This window comes from Aureimonas sp. AU4, from assembly GCF_001463765.1.
Classification (GTDB): Bacteria; Pseudomonadota; Alphaproteobacteria; order Rhizobiales; family Rhizobiaceae; genus Aureimonas.
Map to the genome: position 1 here is coordinate 51389 of NZ_BBWK01000030.1, position 13020 is coordinate 64408.

11 protein-coding genes and 1 pseudogene are annotated in these 13020 nt (G+C 68.5%); 6 read left to right on the plus strand and 6 right to left on the minus strand.

The genetic code is table 11. The annotated features are described in order from the left end of the window. The first annotated feature begins 103 nt into the window (after positions 1-103). The 3 genes from rpmH (at position 104) to yidC (ending at position 2492) form a co-directional block, all read left to right on the plus strand. Positions 104-238: a 50S ribosomal protein L34 gene (rpmH, locus tag AUL35_RS10360; protein ID WP_062014559.1), complete on the plus strand. Its 135-nt coding sequence runs from the start codon at positions 104-106 to the stop codon at positions 236-238. Between the two features lie 92 nt (positions 239-330). Next, the gene (gene rnpA / locus AUL35_RS10365) at positions 331-684 is read left to right on the plus strand and encodes a ribonuclease P protein component (protein WP_062014560.1); all 354 of its coding nucleotides are present in this window, start codon (positions 331-333) and stop codon (positions 682-684) included. Further along, positions 684-2492, plus strand: coding sequence for a membrane protein insertase YidC (gene yidC, locus AUL35_RS10370; protein WP_062014561.1), 1809 nt, complete (start codon positions 684-686; stop codon positions 2490-2492). The genes rnpA and yidC overlap by 1 nt, the downstream gene beginning before the upstream one ends. 54 nt (positions 2493-2546) lie before the next feature. Here the strand turns inward: yidC and betA are convergent, their stop codons facing one another. The 3 genes and pseudogenes from betA to betI form a co-directional block, all read right to left on the minus strand. Further along, entirely contained in the window at positions 2547-4226 is a 1680-nt protein-coding gene (gene betA / locus AUL35_RS10375) for a choline dehydrogenase (protein ID WP_062014562.1), read from the minus strand. A gap of 106 nt (positions 4227-4332) precedes the next feature. Next, positions 4333-5793, minus strand: a complete 1461-nt coding sequence (gene betB, locus AUL35_RS10380; protein ID WP_374754488.1) for a betaine-aldehyde dehydrogenase — start codon at positions 5791-5793, stop codon at positions 4333-4335. Positions 5794-5850: 57 nt separating this feature from the next. Further along, positions 5851-6435 (minus strand): annotated as a pseudogene (gene betI / locus AUL35_RS23145) (transcriptional regulator BetI); the annotation flags it as partial. Positions 6436-6761: 326 nt separating this feature from the next. On the opposite strand from betI, the gene AUL35_RS10385 reads away from it, so the two are divergent. From AUL35_RS10385 to choV, 3 genes are read left to right on the plus strand one after another with little or no spacing between them, the layout of a single operon-like run. Further along, positions 6762-7715, plus strand: coding sequence for a choline ABC transporter substrate-binding protein (locus AUL35_RS10385; protein ID WP_062014563.1), 954 nt, complete (start codon positions 6762-6764; stop codon positions 7713-7715). Positions 7716-7759: 44 nt separating this feature from the next. Further along, complete coding sequence (gene choW, locus AUL35_RS10390) at positions 7760-8626, plus strand: choline ABC transporter permease subunit (RefSeq protein WP_062014564.1); 867 nt, start codon at positions 7760-7762, stop codon at positions 8624-8626. A 14-nt stretch (positions 8627-8640) separates the two neighbouring features. Next, positions 8641-9825 carry a choline ABC transporter ATP-binding protein gene (choV, locus tag AUL35_RS10395; RefSeq protein ID WP_062014565.1) on the plus strand — a complete coding sequence of 395 codons (1185 nt, stop codon included), beginning with the start codon at positions 8641-8643 and terminating at the stop codon, positions 9823-9825. 4 nt (positions 9826-9829) lie between these two features. Here the strand turns inward: choV and AUL35_RS10400 are convergent, their stop codons facing one another. From AUL35_RS10400 to mmsA, 3 genes are all read right to left on the minus strand, one after another. After that, a complete protein-coding gene (locus AUL35_RS10400) occupies positions 9830-10117 on the minus strand; it encodes a DUF2218 domain-containing protein (RefSeq protein ID WP_062014566.1) in 288 nt (95 codons plus the stop codon). Positions 10118-10225: 108 nt separating this feature from the next. Continuing rightward, positions 10226-11452: a multiple monosaccharide ABC transporter permease gene (gene mmsB, locus AUL35_RS10405; RefSeq protein WP_062014567.1), complete on the minus strand. Its 1227-nt coding sequence runs from the start codon at positions 11450-11452 to the stop codon at positions 10226-10228. Further along, complete coding sequence (gene mmsA / locus AUL35_RS10410) at positions 11449-12984, minus strand: multiple monosaccharide ABC transporter ATP-binding protein (RefSeq protein WP_062014568.1); 1536 nt, start codon at positions 12982-12984, stop codon at positions 11449-11451. The genes mmsB and mmsA overlap by 4 nt, the downstream gene beginning before the upstream one ends. Positions 12985-13020: the final 36 nt, after the last annotated feature.

Consider the following 13020-nt stretch of genomic DNA (forward strand, 5'->3'; position numbering starts at 1 on the left):
CGTGTCGCTCGGGGGTGACCCGAGCGGCTGTTTCGTGCGTCCGCGACGAACAGTTTCCCGACAGACCCCCAACCAAGGCCCGCACCCGGCGGGAAGACCCAAGATGAAGCGCACCTACCAGCCCTCCAAGCTCGTCCGCAAGCGCCGCCACGGCTTCCGTTCCCGCATGGCGACCGTCGGCGGCCGCAAGGTCCTCGCCGCCCGCCGCGCGCGCGGCCGCAAGCGCCTCTCGGCCTGATCACGATTTCTCACGAGGCCGGGACGGAACCGGACTCCGCCCAAGGGCGGGCCGGTCCGCCCGGAGCCTCGCGAGCGGGCCCGCCCGCGGTTCTGCGAAACCGTGCCGAGTTCCTCGCCGTGCGGCGTGGACGGCGCCTGAACGGCCCGCATTTCCTGATCGAAGCCCTGAAGCGGCCGGACGAGGCTCCGCCGCGCTTCGGGCTGACGATCACCCGCAAGGTCGGCAACGCGGTCGAGCGCAACCGCATCCGCCGCCGGCTGCGCGAGGCGATCCGCCTCCATGCCGGGGCTGACATGGTGAGCGGCTTCGACTATGTGATCGTCGCCCGTCGCGAGATCCTCACCCTTCCCTTCGACGTGCTGTCGAGGGAACTGGCGCGCCGCGTGCGCAAGACGCAGCTAGCGGAACCGTCCGCCCGAACCCCGCGCCCTGGAAGCGAATGATGGAAAACAGCCGGAATGTCGTGATCGCGATGGTCTTGTCCATCGCCGTTCTGGTGGGCTGGCAGTTCCTCGTGGTGAACCCGCGGGTGGCGAGCGAGCAGGCCGCGACCCAGACAACCCAAGGCTCGCTCCAGACCCCGCTGACGCCGGCCGGCACGCCGCAGGACCCGGCCACCTCTCCCGCGGGCCGCGAGAGCACGGTCCCGCTCTCCGACGCGGCGGCGATCACCGGCCAGTCGCGCGAGGCGGCGCTCGCCTCGACCAGCCGCGTCGCGATCGACACGCCCGAGTTGTCGGGGTCGATCAACCTGACCGGCGCGCGCCTCGACGACCTTCGCCTCAAGAGCTACCACGAGACCGTGGACGACACCTCGCCCACGATCGTCCTTCTATCGCCCGAGGCGCTGGGCACGGCCGCCTACTTCGTCGAGTTCGGCTACAGCGGCGCGGGCGCCGGCGACCTGCCGGGTCCCGCGACGGTCTGGCAGGCCGAGGCTGGCCAGACGCTGACCCCGCAGACGCCCGTCACCCTCACCTTCACGAACGCGCAAGGCGTCACGTTCCGCCGGACGATCTCGGTCGACGAGAACTACATGTTCTCGGTCGCCGACAGCGTGCAGAACGGCGGTTCGGCGCCCGTGACGCTGTCGAACTACGGCCGCGTCGTGCGCTTCAACAAGCCCGAGGTCGCCGCCGCCTACGTCCTGTTCGAGGGCCTGCTCGGCGTGTTCGGCGAGAGCGGCCTCCAGGAGGTCAAGTACCACGCGATCGAGGAGGAGAAGCTCGTCAACCCGCCCAAGGTCTCCTCGGGCTGGCTCGGCATCACCGACAAGTACTGGGCCACGGCGCTCGTGCCGAGCTCCGGCGACGGCGCCTTCCAGCCGAGCTTCCGCTACTCGGCCGACGGACGCGCCTTCTACCAGTCGGACTACCTGGCGGACCCGGCCACCGTGCAGCCGGGCGCCACGCTCGACCTGCAGACGCGCGTTTTTGCGGGCGCCAAGGTCGTCGACCTCATCAACCACTACGAGGAAGCGCAGAACATCCCGCGCTTCGGCCAGTTGATCGACTGGGGCTGGTTCTTCTTCATCACCAAGCCGATGTTCTGGTTCATCGACCACCTCTACGGTCTGACCGGCAACTTCGGCGTCGCCATCCTGCTCGTCACGGTCACGCTCAAGCTCATCTTCTTCCCGCTCGCCTCGAAGAGCTACAAGTCGATGGCGAAGATGAAGACGGCCCAGCCGCTGATCGCCGAGCTGCGCGAGAAATACGCCGACGACAAGATGAAGCAGCAGCAGGAGATGATGCGGATCTATAAGGAGCAGAAGATCAATCCGGCGGCCGGCTGCTGGCCGGTGCTCATCCAGATCCCGGTCTTCTTCGCGCTCTACAAGGTTCTCTACATCACGATCGAGATGCGGCACGCGCCGTTCTTCGGCTGGATCCAGGACCTCGCCGCGCCCGATCCGACCAGCGTCTTCAACCTGTTCGGCCTGATCCCGGTGACGTTGCCCCATCTCCTGATGGTCGGCGTCTGGCCGATCCTGATGGGCATCACGATGTTCATCCAGATGCGGCTCAACCCGACGCCGCCCGATCCCGCCCAGCAGGTGATCTTCACCTGGATGCCGGTGATCTTCACCTTCATGCTGGCCTCGTTCCCGGCGGGCCTCGTGATCTACTGGACTTGGAACAACACGCTCTCGATCACGCAGCAGGCGGTGATCATGAAGCGCAACGGCGCCAAGATCGAACTCTGGGACAACCTGCGCGACACGTTCCGCAGGCGAAAGCGACAGGCCTGACGCCATCGCCCATTCTCGCAAGAACCCGGCCGGAGACGGCCGGGTTCTTGCGTTTCAGGCTTCCGCAGGCAGGGGTTCGGCCGCCTGCGCGTCGAAGCTCACGCGCTGGTAGGGAACGCTCGCCCGCTCGAGCGGGGGGAGACCGCGGATCGCGTCGCTCAGCTTCTCGGCGAGCATGATGGTCGGCGCGTTGAGATTGCCCGAGGTGATGGACGGCATGATCGAGGAGTCGACGACGCGCAGCGCATCGATGCCGACGACCCGGCCCTCTGGGTCCACCACCGTCGACGGGTCGCCGGGATCGCCCATGCGGCAGGTGCAGGAGGGATGCAGCGCGCTCTCGACGTGCCGCTCGACGAAGGCGTCGATCTCGGCGTCGCTCTGGACCGCCTCGCCCGGCGCGATCTCGCGGCCGCGATACCGGTCGAAGGCCGGCTGGCGGAAGATCTCGCGCGTCAGGCGCACGCAGGCCCGCATCTCGCGCCAGTCGTCCGGATGGCTCATGTAGTTGAAGAGGATGCGCGGCGCCTCGGCCGGATCGGCGGAGGCGAGGCGCACATGGCCCTTCGACTTGGAGCGCAGCGGCCCGACATGGGCCTGGAAGGAATGCTCGCTCGCCAGTCCCTTGCCGTCGTAGGTCACGGCGAGCGGCAGGAAGTGGTACTGGATGTCGGGATAGGGCACGTCCGGCGAGGAGCGGATGAAGCCGCAGCTCTCGAAGTGGTTGGTGGCGCCAAGGCCCCGCTTGGTGAGGAGCCAGCGTGCCCCGATCTGACCCCTGGCGATCGTTCCGGTCGAGCGGAACAGCGTGATCGGCTCGCGGCAGGCGACCTGGAAGTAGAATTCCAGGTGGTCCTGCAGGTTCTCGCCGACGCCCTGCAGATCGTGCGCGACGGCAATGCCGTGCGAGCGCAGTTCCTCCGCCGGACCGATGCCCGACAGCTTCAGAAGCTTGGGCGAGTTGATCGATCCCGCCGACAGGACGACCTCGCGGCCCGCTCGCGCCAGGCGCGCCTGCGGACCGACGCGGTAGGCGACGCCGACCGCGCGCCGCCCTTCCAGGACGACGCGCTCCACCAGCGCCCCGGTGCGCACCACGAGGTTCGGGCGGTTCAGCGCGGGCCTGAGGTAGGCGTTGGCGGTGGACCAGCGGCGGCCCTTGTGGACCGTCATGTCCATGCGCCCGAAGCCCTCTTGGGATCCGCCGTTGACGTCGAGGTTGGTCGGATGGCCGGCCTGCGCGGCCGCCTCGACGAAGGCTTGGTAGAGGGGGTTCTCCAGCGTGCCGTAGGAGGTGTGGAGCGCGCCCTCGCCGCCCCGGTAGTCGTCCGCGCCGCTCTGGCGGTTTTCAGCGCGGCGGAAATAGGGAAGCACGTCGGGATAGCTCCAGCCGCGCGCGCCCTCATGCTCCCAACGGTCGAAGTCGGCCGGCGCGCCGCGCACGTAGACCATGCCGTTGATCGAGGACGAGCCGCCGAGCACCTTGCCGCGCGGCACGTTCATGCGCCGGCCGCCGAGATTGGGCTCCGGTTCGGAACTGTAGCCCCAGTTGTACTTTCGCATGTTCATGGGGATCGAGAGCGCGCTCGGCATCTGGATCAGGACCGAGCGGTCCGAGCCGCCGAACTCGAGAAGAAGCACGCTCGAACGTCCGTCCTCCGAAAGGCGGTTGGCGAGCACGCAGCCCGCCGAGCCCGCGCCCACCACGACATAGTCGAAGGTCTCGATCTCCATGCCGGCTCCCCCAAGGCGCCCGCAGGGCCGGGCGCGCCGCCCGGCCGCTCGCACGGCGCGTGGATAAAAGAACCGAACCCCGCCCGGCGCGCGCGCCGGGCCGGACTCAGTAGGGCGCGTCGACGCGCCCGAGATTGACGAAGACGCTCTTCACCTGGGTATGGGCCTCCAGCGCCGCGCGGCCGTTCTCGCGCCCGAGACCGGATTCCTTGGCGCCGCCGAAGGGCAGCTCGATGGGCGTGATGTTGTAGGTGTTGATCCAGGTCGTGCCGGCCTCGAGGCGTGCCACGACGCGATGCGCGCGGGCGAGGTCGCGCGTGAAGACGCCGGCGGCCAAGCCGAAGCGCGTGTCGTTGGCGCGGGCAACCACCTCGTCCTCGTCCCGGAACGAGAGGACCGTCATCACGGGTCCGAAGATTTCCTCGCGCACGATGCGCATGGAATCGGCACACGCATCGAAGATCGCGGGCGCGACGAAGAAGCCGGCGCCAAGGCCCCTCTCCGTGACGCGCGAGCCGCCGCACAGGAGCTTGGCGCCCTCGCGCACGCCCTCGTCCACATAGGAAAGGACCTTGCGCATGTGCGCTTCCGAGATCAGCGCGCCGACCTGCGTCTCCGGGTCGAGCGGATCGCCGATGCGCAGCGCCTCGGTACGGGCGACGAGCTTTTGGAGAAAGGCCTCGCGTACCGACTCATGCACGAAGACGCGCGTGCCGTTGGAGCAGACCTCGCCAGCGGAATAGAAGTTGGCGAGCATCGCCCCGCCCACCGCGTCGCCGAGGTCGGCGTCCGCGAAGACCACGAGCGGCGACTTGCCGCCGAGCTCCAGCGTCACCTGCTTGAGGGTCGAGCTCGCGTCCCGCATCACGGCCTTGCCGGTGCCGACCTCGCCGGTCAGCGAGATCTTCGCGATGCCGGGGTGGCGCGACAGGAGCCGACCCGTCGAGCCGTCGCCCTGAACGACGTTGAAGACGCCCTTCGGCAGGCCGCACTCGTCCATGATCTCGGCAAGCTTCAGCGCGGTCAGCGGCGTCAGCTCGGCCGGCTTGAAGACGACGCTGTTTCCAGCCGCCAGCGCGGGTGCCGCCTTCCAGCAGGCGATCTGAAGGGGATAGTTCCAGGCGCCGATCCCTGCGACGACGCCCAGCGGTTCGCGCCGGGTGTAGCCGAAGGCCATGGGCCCGAGATCGACGTGGTCGCCCGACAGCCCGGCCGCGAGCCCCGCGAAGAACTCGATGCAGTCCGCACCCGACAGGACGTCCACCGTGGACGTCTCGGAGATCGGCTTGCCGGTGTCGCGGGCTTCCAGGACCGCCAGCTCCTCGTTGCGCTCGCGCAGCCGCGCGGCGACGCGCATGAGGATGCGTCCGCGCTCCGTGCCGGTCATCGCGCCCCAGCCGCGCTGGGCCTCGGCGGCCGCCGCCACCGCGCGGTCGACGATCTTCGCGTTTGCCACCGCGACCTCCGCCAGAACCTCGCCGGTCGCGGGGTTGAGGGTCTGAAAGACCTGCGGGTCGGACCCGGCCGCCACGTAGTCCCCGCCGACATGGCTTGTCAGGAGGCGCAGGCCCGGCGCCGCGCGACGCGGGCGGTCGGCGGGACGGGGGGCCGCGCCCGCGATCTGCGCGTCCGTGAAGGCGGACGCCGTGGCACGCGCGGCGAGGCTGTCGGTCTCGGCGACCTCGGCCAGCGAGGCGCGCAGCCAGAGGCCGTCGATGATCGCCGCGATCGCCTGCGCGATGCGCGGCGCCTCCTCCGGGGCGACGAGGCTTCGCAGGTCGAACACAAGGTTGGAGAGCATGCGCCGCTGGTAGACGCGCTGCACCCGCTTCAGCCGCGCCGAATGCGGGACCTGCCCCCAGAAGGCGAGCCAGACGGCCGAGGTTCGCGCATCGAACTCCTCGGCCGCAAGGTTGGCGTCGATCACGGCCTGGATGCGCTCGCGCGGCCCCTCCGCCCGGCGCAGGCGCAGGCGTGCCGCGTCGGAGATGCGCCGCGCCAGATGGCGCAGCGTCGCCTCCAGAAGTCCGTCCTTGTCGCCGAAGTAGTGCGCGACCAGCGAGGGCGCGACGCCCGCCCGCCCCGCGATCTCGGCAAGGCTGGAGGCCGAGAAGCCGATCTCGGCGAGCGACTGGATCGTCGCGTCCACCAGCTGGCGGCGGCGCTGGTCCTCGGTCGTGCTCCGAACGGCGGCGGCGCTGCGGCTCATGCTTCAAACCTCCTGACGGACGGCGCGACCTTACCGCTCCTTGATTGTTCGTTCAATCAGCTCGCCTTGCGTCGTCTTGGAACAGGCGGACGTGCTGCCGGCTGCCCCGATTTTCCTCACCGGACGCATCGGATACGGGCAGGTTGCCTGCGCGAAAGGCCGCCGTTCGACATGGCGGCGGGCTTCGAACGGTCGTTCAGCCCGTATGCTTGACAATCCGCCTTTCCGACCCCCGAATGATGGCAAGATCGTGCGATTGTGCGCCCGATCGACGGCCTGCTCCTGTATCTTCCGCGCTTCCGAAGCCCTGAAGGACCTCACGCAGCATGCTCGCCAACCGCCTCGCTCGCGCCCTTCCCCTCGCCCTTGCCGCCGCGTTCCTGGGCGGACCCGCAGCATGGGCCGCCGAGCCGGCCAGCTGCCGGGCGGTGCGCTTCGCCGATGTCGGCTGGACCGACATCACGGCCACCACGGCCTCCGCCTCCACCATCCTGAAGGCGCTCGGCTATGAGCCGCGCACCGACGTCCTCGCCCTGCCCGTCACCTTCGCCTCGCTCAAGAACCGCGACATCGACGTCTTCCTCGGCAACTGGATGCCGACCATGGAGGCGGACCTGAAGCCCTATCGCGACGACGGCTCGATCGAGGTGATCCGCGCCAATCTCGAGGGCGCGAAATACACGCTCGCCGTTCCCACCGCGCTCTACGACGCCGGGCTCACGAGCTTTGCCGACATCGCGCGCTTCAAGGACAAGCTGGACAACAAGATCTACGGCATCGAGCCGGGCAACGACGGCAACCGCCTCATCCTCGGCATGATCGAGAAGAACCAGTTCGGCCTCGGCGGCTTCGAGCTGGTGGAATCCTCGGAGCAGGGCATGCTCGCCCAGGTCGCGCGCCAGACCCGGCAGGATAAGCCCATCGTCTTCCTCGGCTGGGAGCCCCATCCGATGAACGCGAACTTCAAGATCTCCTACCTTTCCGGTGGCGACGAGGTGTTCGGCCCGAACTACGGCGGTGCGACGATCTACACGCTGACGCGCAAGGGCCTGTCCACGGACTGCCCGAACCTTGGCAAGCTCGTGTCGAACCTCGTCTTCTCGCTGCCCATGGAGAACGAGATCATGGGCGCCATCCTCAACGACGGCAAGGACGCGGGCGTGGCCGCCAAGACCTGGCTGGCGGCTCATCCCGACGCGTGGCGCCCCTGGCTCGAGGGCGTGACGACCTTCGACGGCAAGCCGGGCACCGAGGCGGTCGAGGCGGCGCTCGGGGGCTGACGAGCCGCGATCCGCCGCCCTCCCCTCACGATCCAAGGCGCCTCATGTACGACTGGCTGACGGAGCACAAGATACCCCTCGGCCTCTGGCTGCGCGGGCTGGTTGACGGCCTGACGACCCACGGCCAGGGCTTCTTCGACGCCGTCTCGCTGGCGCTCGGCGGCCTGATCGACGGGCTGACGGCGGGACTGGAACTCGTGCCCCCGCTCGTCTTCGTGGCGCTGGTGGGTGCGGGCGCCTATCTCCTGCACCGCTCCGTGGCGCTCGCCGCCTTCGCGATTCTGTCGCTCCTCCTGATCATCAATCTCGGCTACTGGACCGAGACGGTGCAGACCCTGTCGCTGGTATTCTGCGCCACGCTGGTCTGCGTTGTGGTGGGCGTGCCGCTCGGCATCGCGGCGGCGCACCGCCCCTGGGTCTACACGGTGCTGCGGCCCTTTCTCGACCTGATGCAGACGATCCCGACCTTCGTCTACCTCATCCCGACCCTCGTTCTGTTCGGCCTCGGCGCGGTGCCCGGCCTGATCTCGACCGTGATCTTCGCGATCCCCGCTCCGATCCGCCTCACCTATCTCGGCCTGTCCTCGGTGCCGACGGCGCTGCGCGAGGCGGCCGCCGCCTTCGGCGCGACGCGCCGGCAACTCCTCTTCAAGGTCGAGCTGCCCCATGCGCTTCCCACCATCATGGCCGGCGTCACGCAATGCATCATGCTCTCGCTCTCCATGGTCGTGATCGCGGCGCTGGTGGGCGCCGACGGGCTCGGCAAGCCGGTGGTGCGCGCGCTCAACACGGTGAACATCGGCATGGGCTTCGAGGCGGGGCTCGCGATCGTGATCCTCGCCATCCTCCTCGACCGCATCTGCAAGCGGCCGGAAGCGCGGCGCGCGGTGCGCCGGGAGCGCGGCGCGTGAGCGGGGCGACCGGGTTGCCGGCGATCGAGTTTCGCGGCGTCGACATCCTCTTCGGGCGCGACCAGGCGGGCGCGTTGCGGCTTCTGGACGGCGGCGCCGACCGCGCGCGCATCCTCGACCGGACCGACGTCGTGCTGGGCGCGGCCGGCGTCTCGTTCCGCGTCGAGCCCGGCGAGATCTGCGTCCTCATGGGGCTGTCGGGGTCGGGCAAGTCCACGATCCTGCGCGCCGTGAACGGGCTGAACGAGGTGGCGCGCGGCGAGGTGCTGGTCAGCCACGAGGGACGGCCGGTGGATGTCGCGCGCTGCGACCCGCGCACGTTGCGGGCGCTGCGCACCCACACCGTCTCCATGGTGTTCCAGCAGTTTGGCCTGCTGCCTTGGCGCACGGTGCGCGAGAATGCCGGCCTCGGGCTCGAGCTCCAGGGCGTCGGCACGGCGGAGCGGCGGCGCGTGGTGGACGAGAAGCTCGCCATGGTCGGGCTCGCGGCCTGGGGCGACAAGTACGCCCACGAGCTGTCCGGCGGCATGCAGCAACGCGTCGGCCTCGCTCGTGCGTTTGCGACCGACGCCCCGATCCTCCTGATGGACGAGCCCTTCTCGGCGCTCGACCCTTTGATCCGCACCAAGCTGCAGGACGAGCTCCTCGATCTGCAGAAGACGCTGCGCAAGACCATCCTCTTCGTCAGCCACGACCTCGACGAGGCGATGAAGCTCGGCAACCGCATCGCCATCATGCAAGACGGACGCATCGTGCAGGCCGGCAGCGCGGAGGACATCCTTCTCTCGCCCGCGACACCCTATGTCGCCGAGTTCGTGCGCCACGTGAACCCGCTCAACGTACTGCGCGGGGCCGCCCTGATGCGGCCCGCCCACGCACTGCGGCGCGAGGGCGGCGAGCTTCTCTTGGACGAGGCGGGGCGCGTGCGTCTGGCGGTGGACGAAAGCGACCGGCCGACCGCCGTGCGCATCGACGGGGACACGGCGCGGCTCGGGCGGGCGCGCGCGGAAGACGGGGCGGTGGAGGGAGCCTGCGACGTGGTGGTCGCGCCCGTCGATCTGCGCCTGCGTGCGGCGATCGCGCTGAAGCGGCGGACCCACCACCCGATCCTTCTCGTCGACGATCTCGGCCGCCTGGCCGGCCTGTGCGACGACGACGAAATCTATCGCGGCCTTCTGCAGCGATCCGGCGGCTCCTGACGGGTCAGGCCTCGCGGCGCCAGTCGAAGCGGAGCTCCTCGCGGAAGGCGAAGCGCTGGATGTGATCGGCGACCACCGTTTCCAGCCGGTCGAGATCGCCGCCCTCCCCGGCCGTGATCGCGATGCTCAGCGCCGCGGCGTCGGCTCGCAATGCGGTGCGGCCGGCCGGCAGGTCGATCGTGCCCGCCTCAGGCGTGAACTCCACGGGAAACTTGTGTGCCCAGTGCTTGCAGAGCTGCTGGAGGTAGCGGCTGGCGTGCTCGGTCGGGACGGTGGCGAGGCTGCGGGGCACGAGGAAGCTCCAAGCAAAAATCCTGACTTCGTTTATCAGGTATTCCCCGACGAAAAAGGGGCGCCGGCCGCGCCGACGCCCCTCCCGTTCGCGCTGGCGCTAGACGCGTCAGGCCTTGTTGCGGTTGTAGACGTCGAAGCAGACGGCGGCGAGCAGCACGAGGCCTTTCACCAGCTGCTGGTAGTCGATCGACAGCTGCATGGCGCTCTGCATGCCCATGTTCAGCACTCCCATGATGAAGGCGCCGATCACCGCGCCCATCACCTTGCCGACGCCGCCATAGGCCGAGGCGCCGCCGATGAAGCAGGCCGCGATGACGTCGAGCTCGAGGCCCGTGCCGTTCTTGGCGGTGGCCGAGCCGACGCGGGCGAAGAAGACGAGGCCCGCGATCGCGGCGAGGACGCCCATGTTGACGAAGGCGAGGAAGACGATCCGCTCGGTCTTCACGCCCGAGAGCTTGGCCGCCTTCTCGTTGCCGCCGACCGCGTAGACGCGGCGACCGATCGTAGTGCGCGCGGTCACGAAGGCGTAGATCGCGATCAGGAGCGCCATCAGGATCAGGACGTTCGGCAGGCCGCGATTGGTCGAAAGGAGATAGCCGATATAAAGGAGCGCGACCGAGACCAGCGCGACGCGGCCGACGAAGAAGGCGAAGGGCTCGTCCACCGGGCGCACCTTGGCCTTGCGGGCGCGTCCCACGAAGGCGAACACCGCGAAGGCGGCGGCCAGCACCACCGCGATCATCAGCGTCGTCGCGTTCTGGAGGCCGAAGGCCGGAACGAGGTCGGGGATCGTGCCGGTCGAGAGCGCGCGCAGCGAGGCCGGGATCGGCGAGATCGACGACGAGCTGCCGAGCAGCATGAAGGTCAGGCCGCGGAAGACCAGCATGCCAGCCAGCGTCACGATAAAGGACGGGATGCGCAGGAAGGCGACGAAGTAGCCCTGCACCGCGCCGATCAGCGCGCCGAGCGCGAGGCAGATCAGGCAGGCGATCGGCACCGGCACCCCGTAGAGCACCATCAGCACCGCGCCCGCCGCACCGACGAAGCCGACCACCGAGCCGACCGACAGGTCGATATGGCCGGTGATGATGATCAGCAGCATGCCGATCGCCATGACGATGACGTAGCTGTTCTGGAGGAACAGGTTGGTCAGGTTCGACGCCGACACGAAGGTCGGGCGCCCCGTCGCGGCCGAATAGGCGGCGAAGAAGATGATGATGGCGACCAGCGCCACCAGCATTCCGTATTCGCGCAGGTGGCTCTTGAAGTAGTCGAGGCTCGCGCCCGCTCCTTCACCGGCCTTCTGCGGCGCATCGAAGGTCTTGATGCTCATGCGGCGTTCCTTCCTGCGGAGCGGATGATGGCGCGCATGATGCTCTCCTGCGTCGCCTCGCCCCTCGCCATTTCGGCCACGAATCGGCCTTCGTTCATCACGTAGATTCGGTCGCACATGCCGAGCAGTTCCGGCATCTCCGACGAGATCATGAGAATGCCCTTCCCCTCGGAGGCCAGGCGCTCGATGATGGTGTAGATCTCGAACTTGGCGCCGATGTCGATGCCGCGCGTCGGCTCATCGAGGATCAGGAGCTCGGGGTTCGAGAAGAGCCACTTGGACAGGACAACCTTCTGCTGGTTTCCGCCCGACAGGTTCAGCGTCTTGTGGAAGATGCCGGAGGAGCGGATGCGCAGGTTGCGCCGGTAGTCCTCGGCGATGCCCCGCTCGCGGTCGGCGTCGATCACGCCGCCCTTGGCGACGCCCGGCAGGTTCGCCAGCGTGATGTTCTGCCGGATGTCCTCTTCCAGGATCAGGCCGAGCTGCTTGCGGTCCTCGGTGACGTAGGCGAGCCCCGCGTCGATCGCCTTCGGGATCGAGGAGACGTCGACCGGCTTGCCCTTCATCAGGGCCTCGCCCGAGATGTTGCGCCCGTAGGAGCGGCCGAAGACGCTCATGGCGAGCTCGGTGCGCCCCGCGCCCATCAGGCCGGCGATGCCCACGATCTCGCCCCGGCGCACGTTGAAGGACACGTCCTTCACGATCTGCCGCTGCGTGTTGAGATGGTGGTAGGCGTTCCAGTTGCGGACCTCGAACAGGACTTCGCCGATCTTGGGGTCGCGCGGGGGATAGCGGTCGTCGAGCTGGCGGCCCACCATGTCGCGGATGATCTGGTCCTCGCTGACGCCCTTCGAGCAGTCCAGCGTCGAGACCGTGGAGCCGTCGCGGATCACGGTGATCGAGTCGGCGACGCGGCTGATCTCGTTCAGCTTGTGGCTGATCATGATCGAGGTCAGGCCCTTCTTCTTGAACTCCAGAAGGAGGTCGAGAAGCGCCTGGCTGTCACGCTCGTTGAGCGAGGCGGTCGGCTCGTCGAGGATCAGGAGCCGCACCTTCTTCGAGAGCGCCTTGGCGATCTCGACGAGCTGCTGCTTGCCGACGCTGATGTCCTTGATGAGCGTGGTCGGCAACTCGTTCAGGCCGACCTGCTTCAGAAGCTCGGCCGCCCGCCGGTGCGCCTCGTCCCAGTCGATCACGCCGCCGCGCGACACCTCGTTGCCGAGGAAGATGTTCTCGGCGATCGACAGGAGCGGCACGAGGGCCAGCTCCTGATGGATGATGATGATACCGGCATGCTCGCTGTCGCGGATGTCGCGGAAGGCGCGAACCTGCCCGTCATAGGCGATGTCGCCCTCGTAGCTGCCATGCGGGTAGACGCCGGACAGGACCTTCATGAGGGTCGACTTGCCGGCCCCGTTCTCGCCGCAGATCGCATGGATCTCGCCGGTCTGAACGGTCAGGTTGACGTTGTCGAGCGCCTTGACGCCCGGAAACGTCTTGGTGATGCCTCGCATCTCCAGAATGGGTGCCATCCGCGTTTCTCTCCCGCGTCGCTTGGCATCGGCGCC